This window comes from Cupriavidus sp. PET2-C1, from assembly GCF_054515855.1.
In genome coordinates this window covers 4,070,739-4,087,052 of sequence record NZ_CM137259.1, presented here as the reverse complement: position 1 = coordinate 4,087,052, position 16,314 = coordinate 4,070,739, and the positions used below count along the sequence as shown (strand labels likewise).

General features: G+C 65.1%; 12 protein-coding genes and 1 pseudogene. 9 read left to right on the top strand and 4 right to left on the bottom strand.

The features are described 5' to 3' along the window. Positions 1-13: 13 nt before the first annotated feature. Complete coding sequence (locus tag ACX12D_RS18545) at positions 14-433, bottom strand: GNAT family acetyltransferase (protein ID WP_459372221.1); 420 nt, start codon at positions 431-433, stop codon at positions 14-16. A 150-nt stretch (positions 434-583) separates the two neighbouring features. On the opposite strand from ACX12D_RS18545, the gene ACX12D_RS18540 reads away from it, so the two are divergent. From ACX12D_RS18540 to ACX12D_RS18505, 8 genes are all read left to right on the top strand, one after another. Next, positions 584-1,198 carry an HD domain-containing protein gene (locus tag ACX12D_RS18540; protein WP_459372220.1) on the top strand — a complete coding sequence of 205 codons (615 nt, stop codon included), beginning with the start codon at positions 584-586 and terminating at the stop codon, positions 1,196-1,198. Between the two features lie 64 nt (positions 1,199-1,262). Then, positions 1,263-1,811 carry a GbsR/MarR family transcriptional regulator gene (locus tag ACX12D_RS18535; RefSeq protein ID WP_150991189.1) on the top strand — a complete coding sequence of 183 codons (549 nt, stop codon included), beginning with the start codon at positions 1,263-1,265 and terminating at the stop codon, positions 1,809-1,811. Between the two features lie 93 nt (positions 1,812-1,904). After that, positions 1,905-3,416 (top strand): TIGR01777 family oxidoreductase, encoded by a 1,512-nt coding sequence (locus ACX12D_RS18530; protein ID WP_459372219.1) that lies wholly within the window; start codon positions 1,905-1,907, stop codon positions 3,414-3,416. Further along, entirely contained in the window at positions 3,413-4,036 is a 624-nt protein-coding gene (locus ACX12D_RS18525; protein WP_459372218.1) for a DUF4166 domain-containing protein, read from the top strand. Before ACX12D_RS18530 ends, ACX12D_RS18525 begins: the two co-directional genes overlap by 4 nt. Beyond that, a complete protein-coding gene (locus ACX12D_RS18520; RefSeq protein ID WP_459372217.1) occupies positions 4,033-4,467 on the top strand; it encodes a hypothetical protein in 435 nt (144 codons plus the stop codon). Before ACX12D_RS18525 ends, ACX12D_RS18520 begins: the two co-directional genes overlap by 4 nt. Positions 4,468-4,639: 172 nt before the next feature. Further along, complete coding sequence (locus tag ACX12D_RS18515) at positions 4,640-5,338, top strand: hypothetical protein (protein WP_459372216.1); 699 nt, start codon at positions 4,640-4,642, stop codon at positions 5,336-5,338. A 63-nt stretch (positions 5,339-5,401) separates the two neighbouring features. Continuing rightward, on the top strand, positions 5,402-6,415 hold the full coding sequence (locus tag ACX12D_RS18510; RefSeq protein ID WP_459372215.1) for a M35 family metallo-endopeptidase: 1,014 nt from the start codon (positions 5,402-5,404) through the stop codon (positions 6,413-6,415). After that, complete coding sequence (locus ACX12D_RS18505; protein WP_459372214.1) at positions 6,412-6,891, top strand: hypothetical protein; 480 nt, start codon at positions 6,412-6,414, stop codon at positions 6,889-6,891. The genes ACX12D_RS18510 and ACX12D_RS18505 overlap by 4 nt, the downstream gene beginning before the upstream one ends. Positions 6,892-7,636: 745 nt before the next feature. Here the strand turns inward: ACX12D_RS18505 and ACX12D_RS18500 are convergent. Next, positions 7,637-11,230 carry an indolepyruvate ferredoxin oxidoreductase family protein gene (locus ACX12D_RS18500; RefSeq protein ID WP_459372213.1) on the bottom strand — a complete coding sequence of 1,198 codons (3,594 nt, stop codon included), beginning with the start codon at positions 11,228-11,230 and terminating at the stop codon, positions 7,637-7,639. Positions 11,231-11,557: 327 nt separating this feature from the next. Between ACX12D_RS18500 and ACX12D_RS18495 the strand changes: the two are divergent. Further along, positions 11,558-12,334 (top strand): annotated as a pseudogene (locus ACX12D_RS18495) (NYN domain-containing protein); the annotation flags it as partial. Between the two features lie 1,200 nt (positions 12,335-13,534). On the opposite strand, the gene gspF reads toward ACX12D_RS18495, so the two are convergent. Together gspF and gspE are read right to left on the bottom strand one after the other, a co-directional pair. After that, on the bottom strand, positions 13,535-14,752 hold the full coding sequence (gspF, locus tag ACX12D_RS18490; protein ID WP_043350441.1) for a type II secretion system inner membrane protein GspF: 1,218 nt from the start codon (positions 14,750-14,752) through the stop codon (positions 13,535-13,537). A 16-nt stretch (positions 14,753-14,768) separates the two neighbouring features. After that, a complete protein-coding gene (gene gspE / locus ACX12D_RS18485) occupies positions 14,769-16,307 on the bottom strand; it encodes a type II secretion system ATPase GspE (protein ID WP_459372212.1) in 1,539 nt (512 codons plus the stop codon). Positions 16,308-16,314: the final 7 nt, after the last annotated feature.

Below are 16,314 nucleotides of genomic sequence, written 5' to 3'. Positions count from 1 at the left end.
GCGCTCCCAGCGCTCAGATATCCGGAATCAGCCGCTTGCCCAGGCTGACCGCCTCGTCCTGCGCGTACCCGAGGCTGCGGTAAAAGTCGATGACCTTGCTGTTGCCGCTGCGCACCAGCAGGTTGATCTTGGGGCAGCCCCGCTCGATCAGCAACTGCTCGGCGTGCGCCATCAGGCGGCGGCCGTGGTCGCGGCGCTGGTGATCCGGGTGCACCGCCAGGTAGTAGACCCAGCCGCGATGGCCGTCGAAGCCGACCATGGCCGATGCCACCGGGCGGCCCTCCACTTCGCCCACCAGGAACAGCTCGGGCTGCTCGGTCAGCTTGCGGGCAATGTCTTTCTTCGGGTCATTCCATGGCCGGGTCAGGCCGCAGGCTTGCCAGAGGTCGATGATGGCGGCTTCGTCGGCGGCCAGGTAAGGGCGGATCTGCATGCGGATCGATGCGCCGCGGCAGGCGGCGGCAATGTTAAGTCCTTGACAGTGTAGCCGCCAAACCTGTGCCAGAATCGTTGCTCGATGTTTGTTCAATCGTTGTTCATCACAAACAAAACAAGCAGGATCACCCTGCACGGAGACCCCGCAATGAGCGAAACGACCACGCCCGCCCGCGCCACCTTCAGCCACATGGAACAAGGCACGCGCGATGACTGGGCGGCGATATCCGCCGAGTTCATGCCCTTCGCGCAGGCGCTGGCCGACCGCGTGCTCGATCACCTCCGGCTGCTCGACGGCGACTGCGGCGGCTTTCCCATCGACCGCCTGACCCACTGCCTGCAGACCGCCACGCTGGCCCACCGCGACGGGCGCGACGAGGAGTACGTGGTATGCGCGCTGCTGCACGATATCGGTGACACGCTTGGCAGCTTCAACCATCCCGACATCGCCGCCGCCATCCTCAAGCCCTTCGTCAGCCCGGAGAATCTGTGGATGGTGGAGAAGCACGGCGTGTTCCAGGGCTACTACTTCTTTCATCACCTGGGCCTGGATCGCAACCTGCGCGAGCAATTCCGCGACCAGCCCGCGCTGTTCGAGCGCACCGCGGAATTCTGCGCCAAGTACGACGGCGCGGCCTTCATGCAGGACTACGACACCTTGCCGCTGTCGTTCTTCGAGCCGATGGTGCGGCGCGTGTTCGCCCGCCCGCGCAACTCCATGTACGTGAAGGAAAACGAGAGCACGCTGGCGCAGCCGGCCTGAACCCGGCCGCAGGAAGTTGAATTTCTGTCTTGACGGAAATTTCCGAACAGATAAACTGTCAGGCATGGAACTTCAACCGGTCGCACAACGCTTTGTCCTGCACTGGGGCGAAATGGGCTCTAAGTGGGGCGTCAATCGCACCGTCGCGCAGATTCACGCCCTGCTGTTCCTTGCCGAGCACCCGCTGCCGGCCGAGGAAATCGCCGACACGCTCAACGTCGCACGCTCCAACGTCAGCAACAGCCTCAAGGAGTTGCAGAACTGGAAGCTGATCCGCACCGTGCACATGATGGGCGACCGGCGCGATCACTTCGAGACCATCACCGATGTGTGGGACCTGTTCCGCACCGTGGTGCGCGAGCGCAAGCAACGCGAGTTCGATCCCACCATCGACGCCTTGCACGAATGCGTGAACAATCCCGCGTTCGCCAAGGAGAGCAAGGAAGTGCAAAAGCGCATCATCGCCACCTTGCAGCTGATGGAAACGCTGGGCAGCTGGGGCGATGAAATGCTGCGCCTCTCGCCCGATACCCTGGTCAAGGTGATGAAGCTCGGCGCGCGTATCCAGAAGCTGGTGCGTGGCGACCAGCGCGCCCGCGAAGCCGGCAAGTAGCACAGGCATGAAAAGCAGGCCGCCGTGGTGGCCGCTTTTTTTGACCAGATATTTCTCTTAAGACAGAAATTAATGTAAATAAGGATGCTTGAGATGGACCCCACCAGCGGCACGCTCTACACCGTCATCCTCAACCTGCTGATCGTGCAGGGATTGATGGGTGCCTTCGATACCGTCTGGCATCACGAACTGCGCTGCGCCTTGCCGCAGCAGCACAACGCCGCGCCGGAGCTGCGCCTGCACGCGATCCGGGCGGTGCTGTATGGGGTGCTGTTTGGCGGCCTGGCGTGGTTTGCCTGGGGCGGCGCCTGGCTGGTGCCGCTATGGGCCATCGTCGCCATCGAGATCCTGCTCACGCTGCGCGACTTCGTGGTGGAAGACCAGACCCGCAGCCTGCCGCCGAGCGAGCGGGTGACGCATACCGTGCTGGCCATCAACGGCGGCGTGATCTTTGGCCTGCTGGCCTGGCATTCGCAAGCCTGGTGGGACCTGCCATCGGGCCTGCACCTCAATCCGCAAGGCTGGCAAAGCTGGGTGCTGAGCGTGTTCGCGCTCGGCGTGGCCGCCTCGGGCGTGCGCGATGCGTTCGCCAGCCGCTCGCTGGCGGCCCGCGCCGGTGCTACGCCGTCGTTCGATTTCGCCGGTGCCGATCCCTCCCGGCGCGCGCAATCGTTCCTGCTGACCGGCGGCACCGGCTTTATCGGGCAGGCGCTGGTGCGCTCGCTGCTGGCCGATGGCCATCGCGTGACGATCTGGGCGCGCAACCCGCGCGTGGCGGCGCAGTTGTTCGACGGCCGCGCCGCATGCGTCGGCTCGCTGGCGCAGATCGATCCGGCTGTGCGCTTCGATGTGGTGATCAACCTTGCCGGCGCGCCCATCCTCGGCCCGCGCTGGAGTGCCGCACGCAAGCACAGCCTGGTGCAAAGCCGCGTGGCCACCACGCGCGCGCTGGCGGCGTGGCTGGCCGCTGCGGCGCACCGGCCGCGCCTGATGATCAACGGCTCGGCGGTGGGCTTCTACGGCATCCAGGGTGACGACGACCTGAGCCAGCGTACGGAGGCCAGCGCGCCGCAGGACATCTTTGCCTCGCAGTTGTGCCAGCAGTGGGAGGACGCGGCCCGCGCCGTGACGCCGCTCGGCATCCCGCTAGCCATCCTGCGCCTCGGCGTGGTCTATGGCCATCAAGGCGCGCTGCCCGCCATGCTGATGCCGGTGTGGCTCGGCTTCGGCGGCCCGATGGGCAGCGGCCGGCAAGCGCAGAGCTGGGTACACATCCACGACGTGCTCGGCGTGATCGCCTGGCTCTGCCGGGGCGACGCCGCGCAAGCCGCCCCGGCGGCTGCCGCCATCTATAACCTGGTTGCGCCGGATACCCCGAGCCAGGCCGGGTTTGTGCGCGCGGCGGCTGCACTGCTGCGCCGGCCCGCCTTCATGCCGACGCCCGCATGGCCGATGCGACTGGCGTTGGGCGAGCAGGCCACGCTGCTGCTCGACGGGCTGCGCGTGGCGCCCGCGCGCTTGCAGCAGGAGGGCTATGCCTTCCGTTTCCCGACCCTGCAACTGGCGCTGGAGGACCTGCTCGGCAACGGGCGGGCACGTCGATGAACACATCAGCCGCGTATGGCACGGATGCTGGTCCGCAAAGCCTGTACGGGACCATGCTGGGTGCCGCCCTTGCCAGCCTGCCGCCGGTGCTGCAGCGCGTGCATCGTGCCGAGGGCGTGCACCTGCGCGGCACGCTAAGAGTGCGCTGGAGCGCGCGGCGCTGGCTGCGCGCGCTGATGCGGCTGTCGGCGCTGCCCCGGCCCGCGGCGGCGGCGGCGGCCCTTGTGAGTATCTCGCCGGAGCCCGCCGGCGAGCGCTGGCACCGCAGCATCGGCGGGCACATCATGGCGAGCCGCATGCGGCTCGCGCGGGCAGGGCAGGTGACGGAGCGCATGGGGCCGCTGGCAATCGTGCTGGCAACGCGTGTCGATGGCACCGGCCGGCTGTGGCAGGCCAGCCGCGGCGTCAGCCTGTTCGGCCTGACCGTGCCGTGGCTGCACGTGCTGGCCAGTGAACGCGCACGGGATGCGCACAGCTATCGCTGCGACGTACGCATATGGGCGCCACGCCTGGGCTACCTGCTGCGCTATGACGGCGTGCTGACCATCCGCGAGCCTGAACTTGAACCTGAATCTGAACCTGAACTTGAGTCTGAACCTAACCTGGAGAATGTGGCATGAAGTCCAATCCAACCATCGGGCGCAATGCGTCCGTCAGCCTGCCCCGCGTACCGGCGTGGATGCCCGCCGTACTGCGGCTGGCAGCGCTCTATAACCTGCTCTATGCGATTGCGCTGAGCCTGTGGCCGTCGCAGATCTTCGACTGGCTGGGCATGCCGGCCACGCCCGACGCCATGATCCGCTGCATCGGCATGATGGTGGGCGTCTACGCGCTGGGCTACTGGATCGCGGCGCAGGACATGCTGCGCTACTGGCCGCTGGTGGTGGTGGGCCTGGTGGGCAAGACGCTGGGGCCGCTGGGGTTCTTGCATGGCGCGCTGACCGGCGTGTTCGCATGGCGCAGTGGCTTGTTCGTGCTGTGCAGCGACCTGATCTGGTGGGTGCCGTTCTGGGGGATGACCCTGTTCGCGTTGAAGCATCGGGACCGCTGAGTTAGCTGTGTGAGTTAGCTGCGTCAGCAATGCCTTAACCCTTTCCATCGCTCGGCATTGTTCTGCCTTCGCGCAATTCCCAGGCAAAAGCAGAAATTTCCTATTCTTTCATCGCACCGTGTTGGGTATAGGTTGAGGCACCCCGAATGTAACCTATAGGAGGTGCACTTTTATGGCGCTGCCCAACACGCCCTTTCGCCCATGCGGGCCTGTTCTGCATACCCGGCCAGCCCTGTTCGTGCTGATCAACTACGCACCAGGGGACGGCCAGCCGGACTGGTGCAACGCCTCTTGCGAATTCGTGGAGGAGGGCAATGCCCATGCCGGCTCGGCACTGGCCGTCCATATCTCGCCCTTTGACGCACTGCTGAACGCGGCGTTCGTGTCTAGCCCGGGCAAGCCGTATCACGTCGCGCATGCGGCGGCCTTCGATCCCCGCACGTTGATCCGGGATAGCGGCGGAAAGCTCCATATCAACCTGCACTGCGGCTGGGCTGCGAGCGACGGCCGGATCGTGGTCCGGCGCAAAGGGGCGCTCGCCAGCGTTTGCATGATGCAGACCGACGAGATCCCGCCAGCGCGGCACGATGCCATCGAGCTCGAGATCGACCAGCAAGGCATTGCCAGGTACGAACGCCTGCGCGAACACGCCGGGCTGTTCGCGCACGCGGATTCGCATTGCCTGCTGGAAACCTGGACGGAACAGCAACGGCATCAGGCCGTGGCGCTGGCCATACAGCGCATGCCGGGAACGGTCTGCGTGGGGGCGCAGATCAACCAGGTTGCCCTTTACGACCCCGAAGCCGCGCAATGGCACTTCGTGCCCATCGAGGTTTTCTTCGGAGAACCGGTCCAAAAGGTGAATGCCTGAACGGTCGGCTTCAGGTTGATTACCGTAGCCACCGCAAGAACACACGATACGTGGAGACTTCCTATGATGGATATTCGATGTGCGCTTCGCAATGGAGACCGCACCAGTAACAACGGCGTGCTGATCGGCACCGGTGAGATGACGCAAGACGGCGTGCAGCTCGGCGTCGAGGGGGACTTTGCCACCTGCCCGGTGTGCAAGAGCGGTGGCGTTGTCACCAACGATTGCTATCCGGCCTTTGACCTGATGGACAAGCAGATCCTGGTGGAAGGCGCACGCGTCAACTGCAAGTGTGCCGCCAGGCCGTTCGTCATCGCCTCGCAGAACACCTTCACGATTCAGGTGACCCGTGGCGGTCACACGCATTTGCGGGCGGATAGCGCTGCTGGCGCGCCGGTGGAGGCATCGAACAAGCTGGTGGCGGGGGTGCCCAGGGAAACGTCTGAAAACGATCCCACGCTGATCTGCCAGAACATGAGCAACGCGGAGTTCTACGCCACGATGAGCCGGTTGCGCGACAAGGCTGTGCGGCTGCTAGGTGACCGACTGGTCGAACTGGAGCGGTGGAATCGGGCGGATCAGGACAAGGTCAGGCTTTGGTTCGGCAATGCGAGGGAGGATACGCGCGAGACATTGCGTGATGGGTTGGCTCGGATGCGGGAGATCATGCGTGGGCTGACTGACAGGAACTATGAGCGTTATACGGTAGAGGGGCTTGCGCGGGCTGGGTGCGTGCCGCGGGCGAAGGATGGGGAGTTGCCCCCGGCTGCAGCCGTCTGCAAGCCTGATGGAACCTATACAATCTTTATTGGGGACATATTCTGCCGAACCGATGCTGAGGCGAACAGTATTCATGGTGTTCCGTTCGACAAGGAATCAAAACTCAGCATTCTGATGCATGAAGTGTCGCACTTTCCGCTGGCAATGAATAGCGTGGACGACTGGTCTAGCTTGAAGATGTCAAAAGAAAGGGCGGCGGCAAGGGATGAATTTTGTATCGTAAATGCGGATAACATTGCGTACTACGTGTCAAATATCCCGAATTGGTCTGGGAAATATCCTGTGTGGAGACCATGATGAGAATTATCTTCGGCTTCGCTTTGATTGCCTTTGTTTCGCCTGTCCTCGCTTGCCATCCTCCATATATTGAGTACGAGCCAATTTATGAGCCTGGTCGCACCAATCTTTCCGCCAGCGAGATACATCGGATGGCGGATTGGAGGAGCAAGACTCGACTGGCGTTCCCAAATAGCGGTCAATACTACATTTCTGTTCAGGAGAATCCACGAGTTGGGGTATCGGTGCATCTGGCGAAGATTCGGTTGCGCAATTTGAAGACTCTGCTATTGAATTTTGGTGTTGAGGATTCGGATATATTTGATACAGAAATAAAGAACTATGGATACGATGCGCCACCAAGCGCCGAAGCACGGAGGCTGGCAAGTACGGCGTATATATCCATCAACCCGCGCTGCCCCCATCCGTGCTGTCCTGGACCACAACCAATTGATGCGAAACAAGCTGATCGGGGGAGTCATGACCAACGGAAATAGACCAGGATCGGCGAGTTCGTATCGGCGGTGGGTCGGATGCGCCATGCTGGCGATGTGCCTGTCGAATAGCGTGGCCTTCGCTTGCAGTCCACGCGTGAAGGGAGTAGACCTTCAGTTCCCGAAGAATGTACACACGCTGAATGCCAGTGCGGCACTCAAGCTTGGGACTTGGCTCGCGGACCTGCGGGTTCACTACCCGAACTACGACTATTTCTTCATTGCGGCATATCTGGTCGGTGGCGATACCGGTGGGAGGCGACTTGTCAGCGCGCGCGCCGAGACAGTTCGTCACTTTCTTGTCAGCCGGGGATTCAATCCCACAAGGATTCATACCAGCGTACGGGCAACGTTCCTGGATGATCCCGCAATGGGGGAGTCAGGTCGCGCGGTAGGGGTAGATTTTCTTCCTGCGTGCCCACATGTCTGTTGCGACATGCCTACGCATAGGGTGAAGTTCACCGGGCTGCCGATGCCAGAGGATGGTGGCATCGCCCACCAATAAGGGCCAAGTTTGACAGTCAGCGGACGAAGAAGTCGTCCGATGCGATTCAGGCGCTGCGGGATGCGAGTCACTGAGTTCCGTATAACGAGATGCGTAGTGCCATGTTGCCGTGCGAAGCAGGTAGCGGCTACAACAGCAACCACGCCAGAAACAAAAGGACCCCACATTTCCAAAAAATGTGGGGTCCGACAGTAACCGGAGCGCCCCTTCGCGGCGGCGCTCCGTTCAAGCTAAAACTAAAACTCAAGCCACCCGCTGCGCCGTCTCCGGATGCCGGAACTGCTCAAGCAACGCCGTCCAGCGCGTACGCACCTTCGCCAGGTTGTCGTCCTTGACGTGCCCGAAGCCGCGAATGTCGTCGGGCAGGCTGGCCAGCGTGACCGCAGTCGCGTGATTGGCTGCGCTCAAACCACGCGTCAGCTCCTCCAGCAACGCACGATACTCGCCGATCAGCGCGCGCTCGGTGCGGCGCTCGGCGGTCTTGCCGAACACATCGAACACGCCGCCGCGCAGGCCTTTGAGCTTGGCCAGCACGCCGAAGAGCTTCATGGTGGACGGGCCGAAGCGGCGCTTCACCAGATGGCCCTTTTCGTCGCGCTTGGCCATCAGCGGCGGCGCCAGCCAGAAATTGAGCTGGTAGTCGCGGCCGGGCTCGCCTTCGAACTGGTTGCGCAGCTTGTCGAGGAAGACCGGATCGGTATAAAGGCGCGCGACTTCGTACTCGTCCTTGTAGGCCATCAGCTTGGACAAGTTGCGCACCGCCGCTTCGGTCAGCGGCAGCGGCTTGCCACTGCCGACCAGTGCGCTTTCCGCGGCGCGCACACGGCTCACCGCGTCGCGGAAGGCCTGCGCGTAGGCGGCATCCTGATAGGCAGTCAGGTGCTCGGCGCGGTGCGCGATCAGCTTTTCCAGCAGGGCGCCGGAGGAGGTGGGCAGCTTGACCACTTCCGCGCCTTCGGCGGTGTTGCGCAGCTTGCCGGTGAGCGACAGCACGTGCTCGGGGTCGTGCGCCATGTGGCGGCCCCAGTCGAAGGCGGCCTTGTTCTTTTCCACCGCCGTGCCGTTGAGCTCGATGGCGCGCACCAGCGCGTCCAGCGATAGCGGCAGCCAGCCCTTTTGCCAGGCGTAGCCCAGCACCAGCGGGTTGGTGAAGATGGCGTCGCCGATCAGCGCCACGGCCAGGCCGCTGGCGTTGATGAAGTCGCAGGCTTCGCCCACTGCATTGCGCACATCCTGTTCCGCCGACAGGCCGGGGAATTGCCACTTGGGATTCTTGATGAACTCGGCGGTGGGCGTCTGTGCCGTGTTGACGATGGCGCGCGTGCGTCCTACCTGGGTCTTGGAGATGACATCGTCGGTGGCGCTGACGATGGCGTCGCAGCCAATCACCAGATCCGCTTCGCCCATGGCGATGCGGGTGGCGTGGAGCTGGTCCGGGTGCGCGGCAATCTGCACGTGCGAGAGCACCGCGCCGCCCTTTTGCGCCAGGCCGGCCATGTCGAGCACGGTCACGCCCTTGTTTTCCAGGTGCGCGGCCATGCCGAGCAGGCCGCCGATGGTGACCACGCCGGTGCCGCCCACGCCCGTGACCAGCACGCCGTAGGGATGTTCAAGGCCGGGCAGCGCCGGTTGCGGCAAGGCCGGCAGGTTGTCCATCGACACGCCGTGGCGCTCGGGCTTCTTCACCTGCGCGCCTTCGGCCGTGACGAAGCTCGGGCAGAAGCCGTTGACGCACGAGAAGTCCTTGTTGCAGGACGACTGGTTGATCTGCCGCTTGGTGCCAAGCTCCGTTTCCAGCGGCTCCACCGACAGGCAGTTCGACTTCACCGAGCAGTCGCCGCAGCCTTCGCAGACCGCGTCGTTGATGAAGGCGCGCTTGGCCGGATCGGGGTAGGTGCCGCGCTTGCGGCGCCGGCGCTTTTCGGTGGCGCAGGTCTGGTCGTAGATCAGGATGGTGGCGCCGGGCACCTCGCGCAGCTCGCGCTGGATCTTGTCGAGCTCGTCGCGGTGGTGTACTTCCACGCCTTGCGGCAGCCTGATGGCGGCGCTGTATTTTTCCGGCTCGTCTGTGACGACGACGATTTTCCTGGCGCCCTCGGCCGCAACCTGGTTGGCCACGTCCTGTACCGACAGCTTGCCGTCGATCGGCTGGCCGCCGGTCATGGCGACTGCGTCGTTGTAAAGGATCTTGTAGGTGATGTTGACGCCTGCCGCGATCGATGCGCGAATCGCCAGCAGGCCGGAGTGGAAGTAGGTGCCGTCGCCCAGGTTGGCGAACACATGCTTGTCACCGGCGAAAGGCGCTTGCCCGATCCATGCCACGCCTTCGCCGCCCATCTGGCTGAAGGTGCTGGTGCTGCGGTCCATCCACACCGTCATGTAGTGGCAGCCGATGCCGGCCAGCGCGCGCGAGCCTTCGGGCACGTTGGTGGAGGTGTTGTGCGGGCAGCCCGAACAGAACCAGGGCTTGCGCTCTGCCGCCACGCGCGGCACGGCCATGGCTTTTTCCTTGGCCTCGATCACCGCGATGCGCGCGGCAATGCGCGCGCGTACGTCGGCGGGCAGCTCGAACTTGTCGAGCCGCGTGGCGATGGCGCGGGCGATGATGGCCGGCGACAGCTCATAGTGCGCCGGCAGCAGCCAGTTGCTCTGCGGGATCGACCATTCGCCGCCTGCGTTGTCTTTTTCGTCGAACTTGCCGTAGACCTTGGGGCGCACATCGTCGCGCCAGTTGTAGAGCTCTTCCTTGAGCGCGTACTCCATGATCTGGCGCTTCTCCTCGACCACCAGGATCTCCTGCAGGCCTTCGGCAAAGGCGCGCGCGCCATGCGCTTCCAGCGGCCACACGCAGCCCACCTTGTACAGGCGGATGCCGATGCGCGCGCAGGTCTCATCGTCCAGGCCCAGGTTGGCCAGCGCCTGGCGCGTGTCGAGATAGGCCTTGCCGCCGGTCATGATGCCGAAGCGCGCATGCGGCGAATCGATCTCGATGCGGTCGATCTTGTTGGCGCGCACATAGGCCAGGCCGGCGTACCACTTGTAGTCGAGCAGGCGCGCTTCCTGTTCCAGGGGCGGATCGGGCCAGCGGATATTCAGGCCGCCCGGCGGCAGGATGAAATCCTGCGGCAGCACGATTTCCACGCGATGCGGATCCAGCTCCACCGATGCCGACGACTCCACCACATCGGTCACGCATTTCATCGACACCCACAGGCCGGAGTAGCGGCTCATGGCCCAGGCATGCAGGCCGTAGTCGAGGTACTCCTGCACGTTCGAGGGATAGAGCACCGGCAGGCCGCAGGCCTTGAAGATATGCTCGGACTGGTGCGCCAGCGTGGACGATTTGGCGGCGTGGTCGTCGCCCGCCAGCACCAGCACGCCGCCGTGCTTCGAGGAGCCGGCCGAGTTGGCGTGCTTGAAGACGTCGCTCGTGCGGTCCACGCCCGGGCCCTTGCCGTACCACATGCCGAACACGCCCTCGAACTTGGCGTCCGGATACATATTCACCTGCTGCGAGCCCCATACCGAGGTGGCAGCCAGGTCTTCATTCAATCCCGCCTGGAACGCGATGTCGTGCGTGGCCAGGTGCTGCTTGGCCTTCCATAGCGCCTGGTCCAGCGCGCCTAGCGGCGAGCCGCGGTAACCAGAGATAAAGCCGGCCGTGTTCAGGCCGGCGGCGCGGTCGCGCTCGCGCTGCAGCATCGGCAGGCGTACCAGCGCCTGCGTGCCGCTGATATAAACGCGGCCACGCTCCAGCGTGTATTTGTCTTCCAGGGAAACGTTTGCGAGCGCGCGGCGGATGGCGTCGCTGACCGGAGGGGTCAGGGGGGCATTCATAGGTGCTCCTCTATGGGGCATGCAGTCGGGATCGCCGACTCACTTCAGTTGTGGGCGACCGTACGCCGCCTCTTGTGAAGGCGGAAAACGGCCGTGTCTCGTTGCAGCATGGTAGCACCGCCCCCAAGGGGGCGGCACCTTGCGACGCAGCAAAAAGCGCGCCCGCCACAGGCGTGCTTTCCCGAATGGACACGCTTCGCGTGTACACTGCGTTGCAAACAGGTTTACGCAACAAACGGGCAGATGCGGACCGTGCGCCATATCTCCAGGGATTGTGCCCCGGTGCAACCCGCCCCATCCGAGGCCGACCGGCCTCCAGGACCCAACATGACTATTTCCTCCCGCCAGGGCACTGCGACCCTGGCCGTGCTGATCGACGCCGACAATGCGGCGCCCGCCATCGTCGAAGGCCTGCTGGCCGAAGTCGCCAAGTACGGCGTAGCCGCCGTCAAGCGGATCTACGGCGACTGGACCAAGCCCAACCTGGCCGGCTGGAAGGAGCGCCTCCTGTCGCACTCCATCCAGCCGATCCAGCAGTTCCGCTACACGGTCGGCAAGAACGCCACCGACAGCGCGATGATCATCGACGCGATGGACCTGCTGTACACGGGCCGCTTCGACGGCTTCTGCATCGTCTCCAGCGATAGCGACTTCACCCGTCTGGCCTCGCGCATCCGCGAGCAGGGCCTGACCGTGTACGGCTTTGGCGAACGCAAGACGCCCAAGCCCTTCGTCACGGCCTGCGACAAGTTCATCTTTGCCGACGTGCTGCGCAGCGATGCCGATACCGACACCGATACGGAAGCCGACGGCGACGGCGCCGCCGCGCCCGCGCGCAAGCGCAACAGCGGTGAGCTGCGCCAGGATTCGCGCCTGGTGCGCTTGCTGCAAAGCGCCTCACAAGCGGTCTCCGACGAAGAAGGCTGGGCCACGCTCGGCGGCATGGGTAACCACATCGCCAAGCAGGCACCCGAGTTCGACTCGCGCAACTACGGCTACGGCAAGCTCTCCGAGCTGGTAGCCGCGACGGGCCTGTTCGAAGTCGAGACCCGCAACGGCAACAACAACAAGACGCTGTGGGTGCGCCTGAAGCGCCGTTCGAAGTCCGGCGAAGCCGAGCCCCGCCAGGGCGACGAGCGCCAGGCCGAGAGCCGCCAGCCCGAGAACCGTCAGGGCGAGAACCGTCAGGGCGAGAACCGCCAGGGCGAGAACCGCCAGGGCGAGAACCGTCAGGGCGAGAACCGTCAGGGCGAGAGCCGCCAAGGTGAGAACCGCCAGGGCGAGAACCGCCAGAGCGAGATCCGCCAAGGCGAGAACCGCCAGCCCGAGAACCGTCAGGGCGAGAACGCCCAGGCAGAAAGCCCTCAGGCTGAGAACCGCGAGAACCGTGACAACCGCGAGCGGCGCGAGAATCGCCGCAACAAGCGGCGTGGTGGTGATCGCCAGCCTTTCCCGCAGCAACAAGGCTCACGGCCGGAGCGTGCGCAGCAGGCCGCACTGCCTGTGCAGCCCGCGCCGGTCCCCGAATTTGCCGCCCCGGCTCCCGCTAGCGAAACCGCCCCGACGTTCGTGGTCGATCCGATGGACGTGCTGGAGCGCGTGGAGCAGGCTTACAACGGCGCCGAGTCCGAGGACGAGCAGGACGACGCCGATGCTGGCGAAAACGGCGAATCGAACGGTGGCCGCCGCCGCAAGCCGCCCAAGCCTGAGGTCACGCTGAGCGAGATCCCGTGGCCGATCGACAGCTCGATCTTCGTGGCGCCGTCGTCCACCGTGGTGGCGGCGGTTGTCGAAGCCGCTGAAGTCATCGAGATTGCCGAGGTGGCGCCGGTTGTGGAAGCGGTCGAGGTTGCCGAGGTCGTTGAAGTCGTCGAAGTCGCTCCGGTTGTGGAAATCGCCGAGGTGGTCGAGGTTGCCGAGCCGGTCGAGCCTGTGGTTGACGTCAAGGCTAAAGCCAAGGCCCCGGCCCGTGCGAAGAAGACCGCCGCACCCGCCAAGAAGGTTGCCGCACCGGCCAAAAAGGCAGACGCATCCGCCAAGAAAGCGGAAGCACCGGCCAAAAAGACCGCTGTAGCCGCCAAGAAGGCTGCTGCGCCGGCCAAGAAGGCTGCCGCTCCCGCCAAAAAGGCTGCGCCCGCAGCCAAGAAGGCAGCCGCCGCCGCACCGGCCAAGCGCGCACCGAAGAAGACGGCGAAGGCTGCCGAATAAGCCGCACTCGCCAGAACGCAAAACGGCGCCGCAAGGCGCCGTTTTGCATTCCAGCCGGCTTGGGCCGCCAGCCGCATGACTACCGCGTCTACGGGACTACCGTACCAACTGGTTGATTTCGATGATTGGCATCAGCACCGCCAGCACGATCAGCAGCACCACCACGCCCATGCTGAGGATCAGCAGCGGCTCCAGCAGGCTGGTGAGGAACAGCGTGCGGCGCTCCAGCTCCGCGCCTTCGCCCTGCGCCGCGCGCTCCAGCATGATCGGCAGGTTGCCGGTGGCTTCGCCGGAGCGGATCAAATGCACCAGCACGGAAGGAAACTGGTTCTGCGCCGCCAGCGCGCGCGCCAGCGAGGCGCCTTCGCGCACCCGCGTGGTGGCGTCATCCACATTGGCTTTGAGCGCCTCGTTGGTCAGCGTTTCCCCGGCTGCCTGCAGGCTGCGCAGGATGGGCACGCCGGCGGATACCAGGATGGCGAGCGTGCTGGCGAAGCGCGCGGTGTTATAGCCGCGGATCAGCTTGCCGACCAGCGGCGCGGTCAGCAGCCAGCGGTGCCACTCCAGGCGCACGCCGGGCTGGCGCAGCAGGCTGCGTATTCCCAGGCTCACCGCCACGATGAACGCCAGCGCGGCCCACCACCAGTTGCGCACGAAATCCGACAGCGCCAGCATGATGATGGTCAGCGTCGGCAGCTTCTGCTTGGTGTTGGCGAAGACGCTCACCACCTGCGGCACCACATAGGACAGCAGGAAGATCACGATGGCGAACGCCACCACGGTGACGATGGCGGGGTAGGTAAAGGCCAGCCGGATCTTGGCGGTGAGCGAGTTGCGCGTCTCGATATAGTCCGCCAGCTTTTCCAGCACCAGGCCGAGGTGGCCAGAGTGCTCGCCGGCGGAAACCAGCGCGCGGTAGATATCCGGAAAATCGCGCGGATGGTGCAACAGCGCCACCGAGAGCGAGCTGCCGCCGACCACGTCCGCGCGGATGCCGGCCAGCAGCTCGTGCACATAGCTGCGCTCGGCCTGATCGGCCAGCGCCGCCAGTGCTTCGTCCAGCGGCAGGCCAGCCACGATCAGGCTGGCGAGCTGGCGCGTGAACAGCGCTTGCTCTTGCGTGGAGAGCCGGCGCACGAAGGCAGCGGTGCTGCTTTTCTGCACGCCGCCGACGCCTGCCAGCGGATCCACATTGAGCGGTGTCAGGCCGCGCGCGCGCAACTGGCCGCGGGCCTGCTTGGGGCTGTCGGCTTCGATGACGCCGCGATCGGTCTTGCCGGCGGCGTCGACGGCCTCGTAACGATAGGCTGGCATGTCTCTGGGCTCGCCCTTAGTCGCGCGTGACGCGCAAGACTTCTTCCAGCGCGGTCGCGCCCGAGTCGATCCAGCGCTGCGCATCGCGGCGCATGGTGTGCATGCCGCGCTCCAGGGCCAGCTTCTTGATCTCGGATTCGGCCGACTGGCGGTGGATCATGGTGCGGATCTCGTCATCCACGCTGAGCAGCTCATACACGCCCATGCGCCCCTGGTAGCCCGAGTGGCCGCATTTGTCGCAGCCCACCGCATGCCACACGCGTTGCAACGGTTTGCCTTGCGCCAGCAGCACGTCGGCTTCGTCAGGTGTGACTTCGATCACTTCCTCGCGCTTGCAGTGCTGGCACAGCCGGCGTACCAGCCGCTGCGCCAGCACGCCGAGCAGCGACGACGACAGCAGGAAGGGCTCGATGCCCATGTCGACCAGCCGCGTCACCGCCGAAGCCGAGTCGTTGGTGTGCAGCGTGGCCAGCACAAGGTGGCCCGTCAGCGAGGCTTGCACCGCGATCTGCGCGGTTTCCAGGTCGCGGATTTCGCCGATCATCACCACGTCCGGATCCTGGCGCAGAATGGCCCGCAGCGCCTTGCCGAAGGTCATGTCGATGCGCGGGTTGACCTGGGTCTGGCCGATGCCGTCGAGGTCGTACTCGATCGGGTCTTCCACCGTCATGATGTTGGTGGTGCGCGAATCGAGCCGCGACAGCGCGGCGTACAGCGTGGTGGTCTTGCCCGAGCCGGTCGGCCCGGTCACCAGCACGATGCCGTGCGGCTGGCGGATCAGGTGATCGAAGCCGCCCAGAGTGCCCGGCGCCATGCCGAGCTTGGCGAGATCCAGTCGGCCGGCCTCCTTGTCGAGCAGACGCAGCACCGCGCGCTCGCCGTGGCCGGTGGGCAGCGTGGAGACGCGCACGTCCACGGGACGCCCGCCCACGCGCAGCGTGATGCGGCCATCCTGCGGCAGGCGTTTTTCCGCGATGTCGAGCTGCGCCATGATCTTGATGCGCGAGATCAGCGCGCCGTGCAACGCCTTCTTCGGGCGCACCACGTCGCGCAGCGTGCCGTCCACGCGAAAGCGCACCACCGAGGATGACTCGAACGGCTCGATGTGGATATCGGAGGCGCCTTCGCGCGCGGCCTGGGTGAGCAGCGCGTTGATCATGCGGATGATGGGGGCGTCGTCCTCGGACTCCAGCAGGTCTTCCACGGCGGGAATGTCCTGCATCAGCCGCGACAGATCGACTTCGCCCTCCACCTCGCCAACCACCTGCGCGGCGCTGCCGCTGTCCTGGCGGTTGTAGGCCTCGGACATGGCGAGCTCCAGCGCATCGGGCTCCAGCACGCGCAGGCGCAGCGGCCCGTGCACGCGCGCCACTTCGGCCAGCGCTGCGGGCGAGGTGGCGCGGCTGACCCACACCTCCAGGCCGTCGGTGCGCTGGTGCGCGATCAGCAGGCGGGCCTCGCGCGCGAAGCCGTACGTGACGAGGCGCGCGGCGATGGTCGACGGCGGCTCCAGCGGCTCGTCGGGCACGGCGGCGGGGGCGATGCTTGTGGCCATGGCGAGT